This window comes from Bradyrhizobium sp. B025, from assembly GCF_042257955.1.
GTDB lineage: Bacteria > Pseudomonadota > Alphaproteobacteria > Rhizobiales > Xanthobacteraceae > Bradyrhizobium > Bradyrhizobium diazoefficiens.
Genome location: NZ_CP170150.1, coordinates 115,317 through 133,271, shown reverse-complemented (window position 1 = coordinate 133,271; position 17,955 = coordinate 115,317). Strand labels below are relative to the sequence as shown.

General features: G+C 64.1%; 16 protein-coding genes. 9 read left to right on the top strand and 7 right to left on the bottom strand.

Features of this window, described 5'->3' with window-relative positions:
• Both rpsO and pnp read left to right on the top strand, forming a co-directional pair.
• Positions 1–270 carry a 30S ribosomal protein S15 gene (gene rpsO, locus ACE10W_RS00615; RefSeq protein WP_011083602.1) on the top strand — a complete coding sequence of 90 codons (270 nt, stop codon included), beginning with the start codon at positions 1–3 and terminating at the stop codon, positions 268–270.
• A 462-nt stretch (positions 271–732) separates the two neighbouring features.
• Positions 733–2,895 (top strand): polyribonucleotide nucleotidyltransferase, encoded by a 2,163-nt coding sequence (gene pnp / locus ACE10W_RS00610; protein ID WP_028172517.1) that lies wholly within the window; start codon positions 733–735, stop codon positions 2,893–2,895.
• A 172-nt stretch (positions 2,896–3,067) separates the two neighbouring features.
• On the opposite strand, the gene katG is transcribed toward pnp, so the two are convergent.
• The gene (katG, locus tag ACE10W_RS00605) at positions 3,068–5,233 is read right to left on the bottom strand and encodes a catalase/peroxidase HPI (protein ID WP_304550025.1); all 2,166 of its coding nucleotides are present in this window, start codon (positions 5,231–5,233) and stop codon (positions 3,068–3,070) included.
• A gap of 114 nt (positions 5,234–5,347) precedes the next feature.
• On the opposite strand from katG, the gene ACE10W_RS00600 reads away from it, so the two are divergent.
• From ACE10W_RS00600 to ACE10W_RS00580, 5 genes are all read left to right on the top strand, one after another.
• Positions 5,348–6,274: a hydrogen peroxide-inducible genes activator gene (locus ACE10W_RS00600; RefSeq protein WP_011083599.1), complete on the top strand. Its 927-nt coding sequence runs from the start codon at positions 5,348–5,350 to the stop codon at positions 6,272–6,274.
• A 6-nt stretch (positions 6,275–6,280) separates the two neighbouring features.
• Complete coding sequence (locus tag ACE10W_RS00595) at positions 6,281–6,742, top strand: GNAT family N-acetyltransferase (RefSeq protein ID WP_304550023.1); 462 nt, start codon at positions 6,281–6,283, stop codon at positions 6,740–6,742.
• An 82-nt stretch (positions 6,743–6,824) separates the two neighbouring features.
• Positions 6,825–7,664, top strand: a complete 840-nt coding sequence (locus tag ACE10W_RS00590) for a hypothetical protein (protein ID WP_304550021.1) — start codon at positions 6,825–6,827, stop codon at positions 7,662–7,664.
• A gap of 60 nt (positions 7,665–7,724) precedes the next feature.
• Positions 7,725–8,615, top strand: a complete 891-nt coding sequence (locus ACE10W_RS00585) for a hypothetical protein (protein ID WP_304550019.1) — start codon at positions 7,725–7,727, stop codon at positions 8,613–8,615.
• Positions 8,616–8,730: 115 nt separating this feature from the next.
• Positions 8,731–9,327 carry a glutathione S-transferase family protein gene (locus tag ACE10W_RS00580; protein WP_304550018.1) on the top strand — a complete coding sequence of 199 codons (597 nt, stop codon included), beginning with the start codon at positions 8,731–8,733 and terminating at the stop codon, positions 9,325–9,327.
• A gap of 64 nt (positions 9,328–9,391) precedes the next feature.
• On the opposite strand, the gene ACE10W_RS00575 is transcribed toward ACE10W_RS00580, so the two are convergent.
• From ACE10W_RS00575 to fabA, 4 genes are all read right to left on the bottom strand, one after another.
• Positions 9,392–11,329 carry an autotransporter outer membrane beta-barrel domain-containing protein gene (locus ACE10W_RS00575; RefSeq protein WP_304553944.1) on the bottom strand — a complete coding sequence of 646 codons (1,938 nt, stop codon included), beginning with the start codon at positions 11,327–11,329 and terminating at the stop codon, positions 9,392–9,394.
• A 192-nt stretch (positions 11,330–11,521) separates the two neighbouring features.
• Positions 11,522–12,319 carry an enoyl-ACP reductase FabI gene (gene fabI, locus ACE10W_RS00570; protein WP_011083593.1) on the bottom strand — a complete coding sequence of 266 codons (798 nt, stop codon included), beginning with the start codon at positions 12,317–12,319 and terminating at the stop codon, positions 11,522–11,524.
• A 135-nt stretch (positions 12,320–12,454) separates the two neighbouring features.
• A complete protein-coding gene (gene fabB / locus ACE10W_RS00565) occupies positions 12,455–13,678 on the bottom strand; it encodes a beta-ketoacyl-ACP synthase I (protein ID WP_161532857.1) in 1,224 nt (407 codons plus the stop codon).
• A 40-nt stretch (positions 13,679–13,718) separates the two neighbouring features.
• Entirely contained in the window at positions 13,719–14,240 is a 522-nt protein-coding gene (fabA, locus tag ACE10W_RS00560) for a bifunctional 3-hydroxydecanoyl-ACP dehydratase/trans-2-decenoyl-ACP isomerase (protein WP_011083591.1), read from the bottom strand.
• A gap of 350 nt (positions 14,241–14,590) precedes the next feature.
• Here fabA and irrA point away from each other — a divergent pair, with 350 nt between their 5' ends.
• On the top strand, positions 14,591–15,082 hold the full coding sequence (gene irrA, locus ACE10W_RS00555; protein WP_008131763.1) for an iron response transcriptional regulator IrrA: 492 nt from the start codon (positions 14,591–14,593) through the stop codon (positions 15,080–15,082).
• A 155-nt stretch (positions 15,083–15,237) separates the two neighbouring features.
• Here the strand turns inward: irrA and ACE10W_RS00550 are convergent, their stop codons facing one another.
• Positions 15,238–15,768, bottom strand: coding sequence for an SH3 domain-containing protein (locus ACE10W_RS00550; RefSeq protein WP_304550013.1), 531 nt, complete (start codon positions 15,766–15,768; stop codon positions 15,238–15,240).
• A 330-nt stretch (positions 15,769–16,098) separates the two neighbouring features.
• On the opposite strand from ACE10W_RS00550, the gene ACE10W_RS00545 reads away from it, so the two are divergent.
• Entirely contained in the window at positions 16,099–17,100 is a 1,002-nt protein-coding gene (locus ACE10W_RS00545; protein ID WP_011083589.1) for a D-glycerate dehydrogenase, read from the top strand.
• Positions 17,101–17,150: 50 nt separating this feature from the next.
• Here the strand turns inward: ACE10W_RS00545 and ACE10W_RS00540 are convergent, their stop codons facing one another.
• Positions 17,151–17,954 carry a molybdopterin-synthase adenylyltransferase MoeB gene (locus tag ACE10W_RS00540; RefSeq protein ID WP_304550011.1) on the bottom strand — a complete coding sequence of 268 codons (804 nt, stop codon included), beginning with the start codon at positions 17,952–17,954 and terminating at the stop codon, positions 17,151–17,153.
• Position 17,955 lies beyond the last annotated feature (1 nt).

Below are 17,955 nucleotides of genomic sequence, written 5' to 3'. Positions count from 1 at the left end.
ATGTCGATTGCCGCAGAACGCAAAGCGGAAGTCATCAAGACGAATGCCACCAAGGCCGGCGATACCGGTTCGCCCGAGGTTCAGGTCGCGATCCTGTCGGAACGCATCAACAACCTCACCAGCCATTTCAAGACTCACGTGAAGGACAACCATTCGCGTCGCGGCCTCTTGAAGCTGGTCTCGACCCGCCGCTCGCTCCTCGACTACCTCAAGAAGAGGGACGAGGCGCGCTACAAGGCACTGCTCGAGAAGCACAACATTCGTCGTTAAGTGTTCCTGCGCGCGCCACCGGCGCGCGTTTTCGCGCGTGGTTTCGAACGAAAGCGTTTGTTTAAAGGTTTTTGATCGAGGCTGCGTGCGCGTCGGATGCGAGCCCAAAGCGCGAAGAATCGCACTTTGGATTGTTGTTTGAGCATGATCTTTTCGGAAAACCGATTCGCACTTTTCCGGATCATACTCGAGTGACGGCCAGCATCCGGGGCACGATCGGCGAAGACCGCAGTTCGGTGTTCGCGTTCGTGCCGACTGACAGTCCAGCAGCAATCCGGCGGCTGGGCACAACGGGCAAGGCGCCCGTATGACCCGAAAGGATGGACGCCATCCGAAATCCAAAAACCATGGCAGGATCGCAGGACGCTGATCATCCGCTCCGATCAGCGTCCCGCAATCTTGCGCATGGTTTTTGTTTTTCGAAGCGTCCCTCGTTTCGAGAACCCATGAAAGAAGACATCTATGTTCAATAAGCATTCAGTCGAGATCGACTGGGGCGGACGCCCTCTCAAGCTAGAAACCGGCAAGATCGCCCGCCAGGCCGACGGCGCCGTCGTCGCCACCTATGGCGAGACCGTGGTGCTCGCCACCGTCGTCGCGGCGAAGGCGCCGCGCGAAGGCGTCGACTTCCTGCCGCTGACCGTCGACTACCAGGAGAAGACCTACGCCGCCGGCCGCATTCCCGGCGGCTATTTCAAGCGTGAGGGCCGTCCGACCGAGAAGGAGACGCTGGTCTCCCGCCTGATCGACCGCCCGATCCGTCCGCTGTTCGTCGACGGTTGGCGCAACGAGACCCAGGTGATCGCCACCGTGCTGTCGCACGACATGGAGAACGATCCCGATATCGTCGCGCTGGTGGCCTCGTCGGCTGCGCTGACCCTGTCGGGCGCTCCCTTCAAGGGTCCGATCGGCGCCGCGCGCGTCGGCTTCGTCAATGACGAATACGTGCTCAACCCGACGCTCGACGAGATGGTCGACACCCAGCTCGACCTCGTCGTCGCCGGCACGGCCGACGCCGTGCTGATGGTGGAATCGGAAGCCAAGGAACTGAACGAAGACATCATGCTCGGCGCGGTGATGTTCGGTCACCGCCACTTCCAGCCGGTGATCAACGCGATCATCGAGCTCGCCGAGAAGGCCGCCAAGGAGCCGCGCGAAGTCACCGTCATCGACAATGCCGCGCTCGAGAAGGAAATGCTCGGCCTCGTCGAGCAGGAACTCCGCGCCGCCTACGCCATTCCGGTCAAGCAGGATCGCTACGCCGCGGTCGGCAAGGTCAAGGAAAAGGTGATCGCCCATTATTTCCCCGAAGGGCAGGAACCGAAATACGACAAGCTGCGCATCGCCGGCGTGTTCAAGGAGCTCGAGGCCAAGATCGTTCGCTGGAACATCCTCGACACCGGCAAGCGCATCGACGGCCGCGACTCCAAGACCGTGCGCAACATCATCGCCGAAGTCGGCGTGCTGCCGCGCGCCCACGGCTCGGCGCTGTTCACCCGCGGCGAGACCCAGGCGATGGTCGTGACCACGCTCGGCACCGGCGAGGACGAGCAGTACATCGACGCGCTGTCGGGAACGTACAAAGAGACGTTCCTGCTGCACTACAACTTCCCTCCCTATTCGGTCGGTGAGACCGGCCGCCTCGGCGGCACCAAGCGCCGCGAGATCGGCCATGGCAAGCTCGCCTGGCGCGCGATCCACCCGGTGCTGCCGCCGCATCACGAGTTTCCGTACACGATCCGCGTGGTCTCCGAGATCACCGAATCCAACGGCTCCTCGTCGATGGCTTCGGTCTGCGGCGCCTCGCTCGCGCTGATGGACGCCGGCGTGCCGCTGAAGCGGCCGACCGCGGGCATCGCAATGGGCCTGATCCTCGAAGACAAGCGCTTTGCGGTTCTCTCCGACATCCTCGGTGACGAGGATCATCTCGGCGACATGGACTTCAAGGTCGCCGGCACGGAATCGGGCATCACCTCGCTCCAGATGGACATCAAGATCGAGGGCATCACCGAGGAGATCATGAAGGTCGCTCTCGGCCAGGCCAAGGATGGGCGTATCCACATCCTCGGCGAGATGGCCAAGGCGCTGACCAACGCCCGCGCCGAGCTCGGCGAATACGCGCCGCGCATCGAGACCTTCAAGATCCCGACCGACAAGATCCGCGAAGTGATCGGCACCGGCGGCAAGGTGATCCGCGAGATCGTCGAGAAGACCGGCGCCAAGGTCAACATCGAGGACGACGGCACCGTGAAGGTCGCCTCCAGCGACGGCGAGGCGATGAAGGCCGCGATCAAGTGGATCAAGTCGATCGCGTCCGAGCCGGAAGTCGGCCAGATCTATGACGGCACCGTCGTCAAGGTGATGGAGTTCGGCGCCTTCGTGAACTTCTTCGGCTCCAAGGACGGCCTCGTTCACATCAGCCAGCTCGCTTCGGCGCGCGTGCAGAAGACCTCCGACGTCGTCAAGGAAGGCGACAAGGTCAAGGTCAAGCTGCTCGGCTTCGACGACCGCGGCAAGACCCGCCTGTCGATGAAGGTGGTCGACCAGACCACCGGCGAGGACCTCGAGGCCAAGGACAAGGCCGCCGAGGGCGAGAAGGCTCCGCGCGAAGCGGCCGGCGAGTAAGTCTCGCACCAGTCCAGAAAAACGAAGGGCGGCCGAGAGGCCGCCCTTTTTGTTTGTGTTCGTGCTCGCCCCGGGAGAGCTGCGCTCCCTCTCCCGCTTGCGGGAGAGGGCTGGGGTGAGCCCGCACCTTCGGCGCGACCTCTCCCGCAGGCGGGAGAGGTGTAACACCATCTTACGCCGCGAGATCGAACCGGTCGAGGTTCATCACCTTGGTCCAGGCCTTGGCGAAGTCCTTCACGAACTGCTCCTTGGAGTCCGACGTGGCATAGACCTCGGCGTAGGCGCGGAGCTGCGAGTGCGCGCCGAAGATGAGATCGGCGCGCGTGCCGGTCCACTTCACCGCGTTGGTCTTGCGGTCGCGAGCCTCGTAGGTGCCGTCGGCCGCCGGCGCCCACTGCGTGCTCATGTCGAGCAGGTTGACGAAGAAGTCGTTGCTCAGCGCACCCACCTTCGCGGTGAGGACGCCGTGCTTCGAACCGTTCGCATTGGCACCGAGCACGCGCAGACCGCCGACCAGGACGGTCAACTCGGGTCCGGTGAGCTTCAGAAGCTGTGCGCGATCGACGAGCGCTTCTTCCTGCTGCAGGAACTGCTGCCGCTTGCCGACGTAGTTGCGGAAACCATCGGCGCGCGGCTCCAGCGGCGCGAAGGAAGCCGCATCCGTCTGCTCCTGCGAGGCGTCCATGCGGCCCGGCGTGAACGCGACCTTGACGTCGACGCCGGCGTCCTTCGCGGCCTTCTCGACCGCGGCGGTGCCGCCGAGGACGATCAGGTCGGCGAGCGAGACCTTCTTCGCGCCGGCCGAGGCGTTGAACTCCTTCTGGATCGCTTCGAGCTTGCCGAGCACCTTCGAGAGCTGAGCCGGCTGGTTCACCTCCCAGTCCTTCTGCGGGCTGAGACGAATGCGCGCGCCGTTGGCGCCGCCGCGCTTGTCCGAACCGCGGAACGTCGAGGCCGACGCCCATGCGGTCGAGACCAGCTCCGGCACCGAGAGGCCCGAGGCCAGGATCTTCGTCTTCAGCGCAGCGATGTCCTGATCGCTGACCAGCTCGTGATTCACGGCCGGGATCGGATCCTGCCAGATCAGCGTCTCCTTCGGCACCAGCGGGCCGAGATAGCGCTGGATCGGACCCATGTCGCGATGGGTGAGCTTGAACCAGGCGCGGGCGAATGCATCCGCGAACTGATCCGGGTTCTCCAGGAAGCGCCGCGAGATCTTCTCATAGGCCGGATCGAGGCGCAGCGAGAGATCGGTGGTCAGCATCGTCGGCCGGTGCTTCTTCGACTTGTCGAAGGCGTCGGGAATGATCGCCTCGGCACCCTTGGCCGTCCACTGGTTCGCGCCGCCCGGGCTCTTCGTCAGCTCCCATTCGTACTTGAACAGGTTCCCGAAGAAGTTGTTGCTCCACTTCGTCGGCGTCGTCGTCCACGTCACCTCGAGACCGCTGGTGATGGAGTCGCCCGCCAGGCCCGAAGCGTGCTTGCTCTTCCAGCCGAGACCCTGATCCTCGAGCGCGCCCGCTTCCGGCTCCGGTCCGACCAGCGACGGATCGCCCGCACCATGGGTCTTGCCGAAGGTATGACCGCCGGCGATCAGCGCGACGGTTTCCTCGTCGTTCATCGCCATGCGGAAGAAGGTCTCGCGGATGTCCTTTGCCGCGGCGATCGGGTCCGGCTTGCCGTTCGGGCCTTCCGGATTGACGTAGATGAGGCCCATCTGCACCGCGCCGAGCGGCTCGGCGAGCTGGCGTTCGCCGCTGTAGCGCTCATCGCCCAGCCAGGTGCCTTCGGGACCCCAATAGAGCTCTTCCGGCTCCCAGACGTCGGCGCGACCGCCGGCGAAACCGAACGTCTTGAAGCCCATCGATTCCAGCGCGACATTGCCGGCGAGCACCATCAAATCGGCCCAGGAGATCTTGCGGCCGTATTTCTGCTTGATCGGCCAGAGCAGCCGGCGCGCCTTGTCGAGGTTGGCGTTGTCGGGCCAGCTGTTGAGCGGCGCGAAACGCTGCTGACCGGCACCGGCCCCGCCACGGCCATCGGTGATGCGGTAGGTGCCGGCGCTGTGCCAGGCCATGCGGATCATCAGGCCGCCATAATGACCGAAGTCGGCGGGCCACCACTCCTGCGAGTCCGTCATCAGGGCGGTCAGGTCCTTGATGACCGCGTTCAGGTCGAGCGTCTTGAATTCCTTGGCGTAGTCGAATTCCTTGCCCATCGGATCGGACAGGCCGGAATTCTTATGCAGCATCTCGATGCTGAGCTGGGTTGGCCACCAATCGCGGTTCGCCGGCACGCGTTTTCCACCCGAAAACGGGCACTTTGAAGTGTCGTCCATGAATACCTCCTCTGGTGGCGTCGAACTCGCGCCTTTGACCAGGTAGAAACACTCTAAGCCTCGCATTCCATCAGGGGAAGTTGACTTTAATGATCGCTGCGATAGGATTTTCTGATGGTCAACGTGACGATGCGCCAGCTCCGGTATTTCGACGCGCTGGCGCGTCACGGCCATTTCGGGCGCGCGGCGGAGGCGAGCTCGATCTCGCAGCCGGCCCTGTCGATGCAGATCAAGGAACTGGAGGAGGCGCTCGGCGGCCTGCTGCTGGAGCGCACCGCCCGGCAGGTCGCGCTGACGCGGTTCGGCGAAGAGCTCGCCCCCCGCGTCCGCGACATCCTGCGCTCGGTCGATGAGCTCGGCGATTTCGCGCGGGCGTCGCAGGACCGCTTCGCCGGCCGACTGCGCATCGGCATGATTCCGACGATCGCGCCGTATTTGCTGCCCAAGATCACCAAGAATCTCACGCGCATGCATCCGGAACTCGACATCCGCGTGCGCGAGACGATGACGCCGCGGCTGATCCAGGAACTGGTCGAAGGCCGGCTCGACACCGCCATCGTCGCGCTGCCGGTGTCCGAGCCCTCGCTCACCGAAGTTGCCCTGTTCGAGGAGAAATTCCTGCTGGTGCGGCCGGGCGCGGATGAGGGAACGCCCGCACCCTCGCGCGAGATGATGCGGGAGATGCGGCTCCTGCTGCTCGAGGAGGGACACTGCTTCCGCGACCAGGCGCTGTCCTTCTGCAACATGCAATCGGCGCCGCCGCGCGAGATGCTGGATGCGAATTCGCTGTCGACGCTGGTCCAGATGGTCAGCGCCGGCATCGGCGTCACCTTGATCCCGGAGATGGCGGTGCCGGTGGAGACGCGATCGGCCTCGGTCTCGCTCACGCGCTTTCGCGACCCGCAGCCCTCGCGCACCATCGGCATGGTCTGGCGCAAGACCAGCCCGCTGGCGCGGCAGCTGCTCCAGATTTCGGAGGTGGTGTGCCTGTCGGCCGGCAAGGTGCGCGCACGGCAATCCGTGCGCAGCCAACGGGCCTGACTTCCGATGCCGCAACCCGTCATCCGCCCCGCCCGCGCGGACGAATATGACGAGATCGCCCGCGTCTGGATGGAGAGCTGGGTCTCGACCGGGCTTGCCGAGGCGAGTGAATTCCTGCTGGCAAACCTGCGCGCACGCATCAGGCGCGAGATCGAGAACGGCTGGAGCCTGTTCGTCGCCGACGACAACGGCGCCATCGCCGCGATGCTCGCACTGCATCTGCCCAAACTCTATCTCGATATGCTCTTTGTCGGGCCCGCCTATCAGGGGCAATCGCTCGGGCGAAAACTGCTCGCCTTCACGCGCACGCAAATGCCTGACGAGATGTACCTGCGCTGTGTGCGCGAAAACGAAAAGGCCTGGCGCTGGTACGAGCGCGAAGGCTTTGTGTTTGAGAAGGAAGAGGTCGAACCGTCGAACGGGTTCGTGATGAAGTATTACCGTTGGAAGCGGCCGGCTGCGGGATAGACCACGATCTCTGGATGCAGCTTGCGGTTGTCACGATCCCCACCTAGTGTGGCGGGACCGATGACCCCTGCTCCCGGAATCCATGCTTCGCATTGCTGTCTCGCTGATCGCGCTCCTGTCCCTTCTGACCCCGGCAGTCGCACAAACTCCTCCCGCGACAACAGCGCCCGTCGCTCAGTCCGCACCACAGGCAAAGCCGGTTGCCAAGAAAGCGGCGCCGAAGGCCAAGCCGACTGCGAAGCCGCCGGTCGCGGCAGAGAGCGGCCCGTGTCGGCTCGGTGTGATCTCGGTGATCGGAGATCGCTACTCCGTACAGAAATTTGGCATTACGATCTTCGAGGCTGAGGCAAGCGAGGTCCCGATCGACTGGGGCCTCGACGATCTCGTCTTCGCACGGGTGCGCGCGGCAACGAATAACGATCCCGGGGTACGTAGGATCGCCTATCCCAAGGGCGTCTTCGAGCCCTTCTATAATCCGAAAACGATCCTGATCCGCGATCCCGGAGAGCGTCTGCCGGACATCGTACGAAGCTTCACCGCGAATGCGAATTGCGAGCGCTATCTTGTCGCAACCACGTTCAAGGCGGAGCTGCCAAATTCGCACATGACGCTAAACGGCATCGGCACTTACAATCAGGGGGTCGGCGGCATCCTCCGTCACTCGCATCTTTTCGCCAATGTTGCGATCACACTGATCGACGGAAGGAGCTACGAGGAGATCAAGCGCCCCTTTGTGAATTTCGGCGCTAACTTCGCTGCGAGTCTGCGACTGACCGAAGACCCACTCAACAAGCTCGACAACTCGCTATTTCCCGACCCACCCGCGGCAGCTTCCGCCAGCGCGACGCTGCGCGAGAGGACGCGCGCGCTCATCACCGACAGGCTCGACCGGGGCCTGCCGGGCTATCTAAAGGAAGAGTAAGCGCCTTTGCCGACGCGACACGCCAGAGAATCAAATTTCGCTGCGCTTGCGAACACAGCCGTGTTCAGCATCATGACCCTGCTGTTCGTCGTCGCGATCATCCTGTGGTGTTTTTCAACTCAGGCGCGGGCACAAGCCCAATTGGAGACGGCACGACCAACCGTCAAACAAGCCATCGGCAAGATAACCACGCGGCGTGAAGCGACGGGCAAGCCCGCTCCCGTGGCCGGCGGCTCGTGCGACTTCGGTGTCGTGGTCACCACCGGCGATGAGTTCACCGTGCTGACGACCGGCCTCACCGTATTCCAGAACAAGACGATGGTGGTCCCGATCCCAGGCTGGGGGCTCAACGATCTGATCTTCGCGCGGACTCGCGCCGCGATCCCTGCCGGCGTGTCCGTTCTGAGAATCCCCTACAACCCAGCGAAATTTCCTCCCCGCGATGAGTCCAAGGACACATTGAAGGACAGGCTGTTCCGCGATCTCAACGCGGAGCTGGCCGGATACATGCGCGAGGTCGCGAAAGGAACGAATTGCCGGCACTACATTCAGATCCTCAATTCAGTCAGCCCTATCGGGACATCGAACTATACGGTCCGCGGGTTCGGCATCCTCAACCAGGATGTAGTGCTAGGGCGTCGCATCTATCTTTATGCCCTGGCGTTTATCCGCATCTTTGACGGGCGCGACTTCTCCGTTGTCAGACAGAGCTCTGCGCTGATCAACGTGCATCATTCCCTGGTGGTGCAGCGGCTTCTGGGCAGGCAAATCGGCGGCCCCTATCGCGAATTACCCGCAGAATCGTTTCCAACGCGCCCTGAAGATGCCGCCGACAATCCCGCACTGCGCGACGGCGTGCGCGCCATGCTGGCGGAAAGCCTCGACAAAACGCTTCCGCTCATGCTCGGGGTTCGACCAGCAGCGCGTCAAAGCGACACCAAGGAACGTTGACCCACATGTCGTTCGCGCCGCTTGCCTTCTGCCTAGGCGTATTGCGTTGCGGATACACGGCAAACGCGGCATGAGTTGCGCGCTGTTGGCCTTCCGCCGATGAAAGGTTCCCCCCATGATCAAGCTCTATTGGTCGCCCCGTTCTCGCTCGTTCACGACGCTCTGGCTGATGGAGGAGAGCGGCCTGCCCTATGAGCGCGTGCTGACCGATATCTCGACCGGTGCGCAGAAGGCGCCGGACTATTTGAAGGTCAACCCGATGGGCAAGGTGCCGGCGCTCAGCGACGGCAACGCTGCGCTCGGCGAGGCCGCGGCGATCTGCGCCTATATCGCCGACCGCTATCCCGAGACCAAGCTTGCGCCCGCTGTGACCGATCCGCGCCGCGCGCGCTATCTGCAATGGCTGTTCTTCTCGCCGGGCTGCATCGAGCCCGCCATCATCCAGATCTTCACCAAGATCGAGATCCCGACCTCGACCGCGGCGTGGGGCAGCGCGACGCAGGTGTTCGACGTGCTGGAAGCTGCGCTCGCCAAGGGGCCGTGGATTCTTGGCGAGGAGTTTTCCGCCGCCGACATCACCGTCGGCTCCGGTCTGAACTTCGCGGTGCGCCTGTTCAAGATGGTGCCGTCGCGCCCGGCCTTCGATGCCTATCTGGCGCGCTGCATGGCGCGGCCGGCGTTCCAGCGCGCGGAGAAGATCGCGGCGGGTTAGAGCGTTTTCGAGCGAAGTGGATGCCGGTTCGCGTAAAGAAAACGCGACAAAACAAGAATCCGGCTCAAAGCCTGATCTTGAGGACCGCGAGCCCGGACTGCTGGAGCAATCCGGAGGATGTCGCCGCGAGGCCGTAGCGGAGGCCGAGATCGAAACGGTTGTTGTCGGCCGCGACGATGCCCAGCGCGGTCGAGTAGATCCACGGCGACAGGGCAAGGCCGCCGGTCGTGAAGGTCTCGCCGCCGCCGGCAAACGCTGACTTGACCTGAAGTCCCTGATTCAGCGCGTTGTAGCCGACGCCGACATCGCCGGTAAGATAGACGTGCTGCGCGATCCTGTAGGCGCCCTTCAGCCCTGCCGTCAGCGTCAATTCGCGATAGGTTTGCGAATCCACATTGAGGCTGAAGCCGCTTGCGCCGCCTTCCTGATAGGCTGGCGAACGAACCTGTCCGTAGTCCAGCCGCAGCGACGGCGCGATCGCAAATCCAGGCTCGAGCGGGATCAGCTTGCGAACACCCACACCGGCGTGCCCGCTATAGGACCGATAGCCGGCCGCAGCCGTACTGTTGATGAACGTGAGCGAGCGACTCTCGCCGTTGTCATTCAACGCACCGTCGAGCTGGCCATCGACCTGAACGCCATGGCCGAGCGCATAGGCGCCGTAGAGTCCGGCCTGATAGGAATCGATGGCGAGCCGGTTCGGGACGGCATCCTCGCTGCCGGTGATCGTCTGATGCGAATAGGCGAACACGCCGCCGATCATCGCGCGCGTGGAGATTGTCGTGTCCGCGCCCACGGCAATGCCACCGCCGGACGCGTTATAGCCGGGGACGCCATCCACACTGCCCTGCCGGACACCGCCGCCGAGCGGCTTCATCCAAAGATTCCGTTCAGGCGTTGCGCCCGCGTTCAGCCCGAGCACGTCGTCCAATCGTCCTGTCATCGCCTGCTGAAATGTGCGTTGCGTGGAATAGGTCGCCTGCGACGCCGCGCCGGTGAGGACAGGCAAGGTCTGGTTGACGGCGTTGACGAGACCGGAGCCGCTGAGATTGTCGAGCGCGGTGAAGCCGGTCGCCATGCTGCCGGTCCAGCCAAGCGAGGTCGCCGACAAGCGATAGAGCATGTCCGCCGCGCCTAATCCCGCACGGCTGTTCCGGGCCTGGAGCGTTTCGGCATAGGGCCGCACCAGGGAGAGATAGGCCACGCCGCCGGTCGGGTTGCCCGAGAGATCATAGGTGCTGACCAGCATCTGTGCGCCCGACGTATCGCCGCTCGCAGCGCCATAGAGGCTGGCGAGCGTGCGGCGCGAGAGTGTGTTGAAGAGCACGTTGCCTTCCGGCGTCACCGACCCCAGCAGCGTGAAGTTCGCAGCACCGCTCCCCGCGGGCGCAATGCCGGCGCCCCAGAAGTATCCGTTCTGGTAATTCGTGATGACGAAGCGACCAGGCGCGGACGTACCGAACAGCGTCGAGCTGACGATCCGCCACGGCGTGCCCGACGTCCAAGCCCATTGTGGAACGGAGTTGGCCGGAACGGCCTGCGAGGCCGGCGGCGTGAAGGTCGCGGGATCGTAAGGAAGCATGTAGGCCCAGTGCGTCACCAGCAGGCTGTCGCCCGTGATCATCTGCATTTCCATGCCGGTCACGCCGTTGACGGTTCGCATATGGCCGAGGCCGACGGTCACCGCACCGCCCGCGGTCGGCGTGAACAGCATCGTGATCTGGCCCGCGGTCGTGACGAAGCCCTGGATGGTCGAGGTATCGGTCAGCAGCGCCGGACCAAGCTTGAGCTGCGCCACGCTCGTTCCGGTGAAGGCGCCGTTGGTCGCGGTCGCCAGCGACCACAGCGTCTGGTCGCCGATCGGGATCGGATTGGAGAAGCCGGTCTTGGGCGCGGCGTAGGCCAGCAGCTGCGCTGTCGGCACGTACCAGTTCGTGTTGGAGAGGGTCGCATCCCAGATCGCCGACTGCGCTACAGCGCGGGAGCTGCCGCAAACCAGCATCGCACCGGCAACAGACGCCAGCACGCCTACGCGACTGATCGCACGTATCCTCGGCAAGACCGCTCTCCCGAACCGCGGGATACGACCCCGCGGCGCCACCGGGCGCAGCAAACATTATTTCTATCGCCGAGTCTGCCCCATGATCGTGGGGTGCGAGGAAACGGTCGCGGCCTCAGGCGGCCTGCGAACGCTTTATTCCGACTTCAGATCGTCAGGCCTCGGCATCAGGACGATGTTGTAGCCGGAATCGACGTAGTGGATCTCGCCGGTCACGCCGCCGGACAGATCCGACAGCAGGTACAGCGCCGAACCGCCGAGCTCGTCGAGCGTGACGCCGCGGCGAAGCGGCGAGTGTTTTTGCATGAAGGCAAACATCGCGCGCGCCTCACCGATCCCCGAGCCGGCAAGCGTGCGGATGGGACCGGCGGAGACCGCGTTGACGCGGATGCCGCGCGGTCCGAAATCGGAGGCGAGGTAGCGCACGGAGGCTTCCAGCGCCGCCTTGGCCACGCCCATCACGTTGTAGTTCGGCATCGCGCGCTCCGAGGCGCCGAAGGTCAGCGTGATCATGCTGCCGCCCTCCGTCATCAGCTCGGCGGCACGTTTTGCGACCTCCGTGAACGAGAAGCAGGAGATCACCATGGTGCGCGAAAAATTCTCGCGGCTGGTGTCGGCGTAGCGGCCCTTCAGCTCGTTCTTGTCGGCGAAGCCGATCGCATGGATGACGAAATCGAGCTTGCCCCATTTTTCGCGCAGCACATCGAAGGTCGCGTCGACACTGGCGATGTCCTCGACGTCGCAAGGCAGCACCAGTTCGACGCCGAGCTGCTCCGCCAGTGGCTTGACTCGCTTGCCAAGGGCTTCGCCCTGGAAGGTGAAGGCAAGCTCGGCGCCATGGGCATGCAGCGTCTTCGCCATGCCCCAGGCAATCGAATGATCATTGGCGATGCCCATGATCAGACCGCGCTTGCCCTTCATCAAACCTTCCATGTCAGCCGTCGCTCCTATTTTCGACGTCATCGCCCGCGCAGGCGGGCGATCCAGTATCCAGAGACCGTCGTGATAAATGGAGAAGCCGCGGCATACTGGATGCCCCGCCTTCGCGGGGCATGACAAAATCAGAGATCACACGTCCAGCCGGCTGAACACCAGCGTGGCGTTGGTGCCGCCGAAACCGAAGGAGTTCGACAGCACGGTGCCGATTTTGACGTTGTCGATTCGCTTGCGCACGATCGGCATGTCGGCGAACACGGGATCGAGCTCCTGGATGTGCGCGCTCTCGCAGATGAAGCCGTTGTTCATCATCAGCAGCGAGTAGATCGCCTCCTGGACGCCGGTGGCGCCCAGCGAATGGCCGGTCAGCGCCTTGGTCGCCGAGATCGGCGGGCACTTCTCGCCGACGCCGAACACCTTGCGGAGCGCCTCGATTTCCGGCGGATCGCCTGCCGGCGTCGAGGTCGCGTGCGGATTGATGTAGTCGACCTTGGTCTTCACCGTCGACATCGCCATGCGCATGCAGCGCTCGGCGCCCTCGCCCGACGGCGCGACCATGTCGTAGCCGTCCGAGGTCGCGCCATAGCCGACGATCTCGCCGTAGATGCGCGCGCCGCGCGCCTTGGCATGTTCGAGCTCTTCCAACACCAGCACGCCGGCGCCACCGGCGATCACGAAGCCGTCGCGGTTGACGTCGTAGGGACGCGAGGCGGTCGCGGGCGTGTCGTTGTACTTCGACGACATCGCGCCCATCGCGTCGAACAGCACCGACAGCGACCAGTCCAGCTCCTCGCAGCCGCCGGCGAAGATGATGTCCTGCTTGCCGATCTGGATCGTCTCATAGGCATTGCCTACGCAATGGTTCGAGGTCGCACAGGCCGAGGAGATCGAATAATTCACGCCCTTGATCTTGAACCAGGTCGCGAGCGTCGCGGACGCCGTGGACGACATCGCCTTCGGCACTGCAAACGGTCCGACGCGCTTCGGGCCCTTGGTGCGGGTGATGTCGGCGGATTCGACGATGGTGCGGGCGGAGGGGCCGCCGGAGCCCATGATGATGCCGGTGCGGATGTTGGAGACGTCTTCGGGCGACAGACCGGAGTCCTGGATCGCCTGTTCCATCGCGATGTGATTCCAGGCCGCGCCCTGGCCGAGGAAGCGCATCGCGCGGCGGTCGACGACCGTCGCAGGGTCGAGCGTCGGCGCACCTTGCACCTGCGAACGGAAGCCGAGCTCGGCATATTTCTCAGCCCGCGAAATGCCCGACTTCGCCTCGTGAAGGCTCGCAAGCACTTCCTGGGTGTTGTTTCCGATGGACGAGACGATGCCCATCCCGGTGACCACAACCCGCCTCATGACAGCCTCGCCTAAATCGTTGTCTTTCTTTGTGATGCGTTCAGCCCAGGCTCGTGCCCTGCTTGAACAGGCCGACCTTCAGATCCTTCGCGCGATAGATAATCTGGTCATCGACCGAAAGCCACCCGTCGGCGATACCGAGCACGAGCTTTGCCCGCATCACGCGCTTGATATCGACGTTGTACACAACCTTGCGGGCCTCGGGCAGCACCTGGCCGCTGAACTTCAGCTCGTTCAGGCCAAGCGCGCGACCGCGACCTTCACCGCCGCTCCAGCCCAGGTAAAAACCGACCATTTGCCACAGCGCATCGAGGCCGAGGCAGCCGGGCATCACCGGATCGTTCTTGAAATGGCAGCCGAAGAACCAGAGGTCGGGCTTCACGTCGAGCTCGGCGCGCACCAGGCCCTTGCCGAATTCGCCGCCATTGTCGTTGATGTCCGTGATGCGGTCGAACATCAGCATCGGCGGCAGCGGCAGCTGGGCATTGCCCGGGCCGAACATCTCGCCGCGGGCACATGCCAGCAGATCTTCGTATTCGTAACCGTTGCGCCTGTTCAGCATGCATGTGCCTCTGTTCAAAGTCCGATTGAGCGACGTTTTTTGGCGAAAATGGGCCCCGTCCCGGTCGGAGAGTAACGCCAATTGCCATCGTCAGGCGCAACTCCCACAAGCCCCGATGGACTGCGGACCGGGCCTCGATGCCCGGGTGCACCAAAATCGGCTAAGCGGAACCGCGCGCTCTCTAACACAGGCCATTTCGGTGGCAAAGCGCTCTCATGAAGGTAAAATGACGGGCTCCTCGCTCGGTTCCACTCCGATTAGAACCTCTCTAGTTGCGAGAAACTTGCATCTGCATCTATCTGTTCTTATATTGCAGGGAGTTATTGTTCACGCGTGCCCGAAATCTGGAAATGAGCGAGAATACCGCGCCCCATCACGACGACGACGTCCATGCCGCGGCCCTCCTGTCCGGCCGCCAGCCGGCTTTGACCGGCTGCCCGTGGCACGACGTTAACGAAATGCTCCAGTCCGCCGGGCTCCGCCCGACGCGGCAGCGCATGGCGCTGGGCTGGCTCCTGTTCGGCAAGGGTGCTCGCCACCTTACGGCTGAAATGCTGTACGAGGAAGCCACGCTGGCCAAGGTTCCGGTGTCGCTGGCGACCGTCTACAACACGCTGAACCAGCTCACCGATGCCGGCCTGCTGCGCCAGGTCAGTGTCGACGGCACCAAGACCTATTTCGACACCAACGTCACCACGCACCACCACTATTACCTCGAGAACAGCCACGAGCTGGTCGACATCGAGGATCCGCATCTGGCGCTGTCCAAGATGCCGGAGGTGCCCGAGGGTTACGAGATCGCGCGCATCGACATGGTCGTGCGCCTGCGCAAGAAGCGCTGAGATCTATCCTAAACTGTTGATTTGGTCGTCATGGCCGGGCTTGTCCCGGCCACAATTGTTTACGCCGTCGTTCCGGGCGGTGCGTAGCACCGAACCCCGTATCTCGAGATCCCGGGTCTGGCGCTTCGCGCCATCCCGGGATGACGCCTGCAGCGTCAATTCACCTGCTCGTCCGAATACACGCCCCAGAGGCGTTCCTGCTGGATCCAGCCGTCAAAACCGTTGCCGGTGACGCGGCACCAGTTTGCGCTGCACTTCTTCACCTGGGTGACGACGCCGGCCTGGAGCTTGGCCGCAACCGCGCTGTCAGGATCGGCGCGGTCATAGATCGGCGCGAGCTCGTCCTTGTGCTTCATGGTAACGACCGCGGTGCGGCGGCCCGACAGCAGCGAGTGATAGACCCAGCCCTCGGCGCCTTCGGAATCGCGCACCCGGCGCCAGTTCTCGAACTCGGCGGTGATTTCGACCGGCAGGCCGGCGCGGGTATAGACCCAGGCCACGTCATTGTCCTTGGTCGGACCGGCACGGACGTTCACGTGATCCGACTTCAGGCTGACATAGCGCGGCACCGGGAGGCCGCTGGCGCTCTGGGGGGTGTTGTCCTTCGCCGAATGCGAGGGGCTGACCGAGGCGCCCAACCAGGTGCAAACGAGCGCCATCACCGAACAAAAACGCCCCAACGCCATCAACCCGTCTCCTGTCGAGGACCCGGCCGAGCCGGACCCTCACCCCAAAATTCCAAAATACCCTGCCGCGGTCGTCCCTGACCCGCCCCACGCGGGTGTTCCGCCAAGCCTTACCCCGTGGTTCTTGTCTTGGCCCGGCCTTCTGCTAGAGAGGACGGACGCTTGAACAACCAGTTTGGCCCGATTTTCCGGTCGGAAATATCGGGAGAGCTTGAAGGAAACGCCGGGGACGACACGGCAAGGGCAGTGTCGAACAACCGGGTTAATGAGGCCTGAACGGCCGGCCTTTGGCGACAGAGGCGGGCTTGCCACGCCTCATGAGAGCAGGACATGTCGGTGAAGAAAAAGCCCCTCGTCGTGGTAACGCGCAAGCTGCCGGATTCGATCGAGACGCGGATGCGCGAGCTGTTCGACGCGCGGATCAATCTCGACGACACGCCGATGTCGGCCGACCAGATCGCGGAAGCCGCGCGCACCGCCGACGTGCTGGTTCCGACCGTCACCGACCACATCACCGCCGACATCGTCAACCAGCCCGACTGCAAGCTGCGCCTGATCGCCAATTTCGGCAACGGCGTCGACAATATCGATGTCGAGGCCGCGCATGCGCGCGGCATCACCGTCACCAACACGCCAAAGGTTCTGACCGAAGACACCGCCGACATGACCATGGCGCTGATCCTGGCCGTGCCTCGGCGGATGATCGAAGGCGCCTCGATCCTGACGGAAGGAAAGCCCTGGCCCGGCTGGTCGCCAACCTGGATGCTCGGCCACCGCATCGGCGGCAAGCGCCTCGGCATCATCGGCATGGGCCGCATCGGCCAGGCGGTGGCGCGCCGCGCCCGCGCCTTCGGCCTGCAGATCCACTACCACAACCGCCGTCCCGTGGCGCCGAAGATCGCCGAAGAGCTTGGCGCGACCTATTGGGAAAGCCTCGACCAGATGCTGGCGCGGATGGACATCCTCTCGGTGAACTGTCCGCACACGCCGGCGACCTATCACCTGCTCTCGGCACGACGGCTGAAGCTGATCCGCAAGGACGCCTACATCGTCAACACTGCGCGCGGCGAGGTGACCGACGAGGACACGCTGATCAAGCTGATCGAAGGCGGCGAGATCGGCGGCGCCGGGCTCGACGTCTACGAGCACGAGCCCGCGGTGAACCCGAAGCTGGTGCGGCTGGCCAAGGCCGGCAAGGTGACGCTGCTGCCGCACATGGGCTCGGCCACGATCGAAGGCCGCGTCGAGATGGGCGAGAAGGTGATCATCAACATCCGCACCTTCCTCGACGCGCACAAGCCGCCGGATCGCGTGCTGCCGAGCATGCTCTGAGGCGCTGTGCGCTGGGGGCCACGCGGGGGTAGAGATTGAAGAACACGCGCCTACGCGCGATGGATGCTTAGATCGTCGAACACGGGACCATCGCCGTTGAGCGGATTGGCCGGATCGCGCGAATAGCGCAGCGTCTCGAAGCGCATCGCGCGCGCATCGATCATCAGGAGGCGGCCGACGAGGCCGTCGCCGAAGCCGACGATCTCGCGGATCGCCTCCAGCGCCATCATCGAGCCGAGCACGCCCGCGAGCGCGCCCATGACGCCGGCCTCGGCGCAGGCCGGCACCGTGCCGGGCGGCGGCGCCTCCGGAAACAGGCAGCGATAGGTCGGATTGAATTCACCAGCCTCGTTCTTTTCATGCGCGCGGATGGTGGTGAGCGAGCCGTCGAAGGTGCCGAGCGCCGCGGTGATCAGCGGCTTCTTCGCGAAGAAGCAGGCGTCGGAGACCAGATAGCGCGTCGAGAAATTGTCGGAGCCGTCGAGCACGAGGTCGTAGTCGCCGATCAGGCTGAGCGCGTTGTCGGCGTTGAGCCAGGTGGCGTGACCGACGAAGCGGACATGCGGATTGAGAGCGGAAATGCGCTCGGCCGCGCTCTCGACCTTGTGCCGGCCGATATCGGGCGTCGTATGGATCACCTGGCGCTGGAGGTTGGACAGCGACACCACGTCGTCATCGACCACGCCGAGCGTGCCGATCCCGGCGGCAGCCAGATACATCAAGGCGGGCGCGCCGAGCCCGCCGGCGCCGATCACCAGCACGGAGGCCCGCTTCAGCGCGGCCTGGCCCGGGCCGCCGACGTCGCGCAGGACGATATGGCGGGCATAACGTTCGAGTTCGTCCGGGCTCAGCATT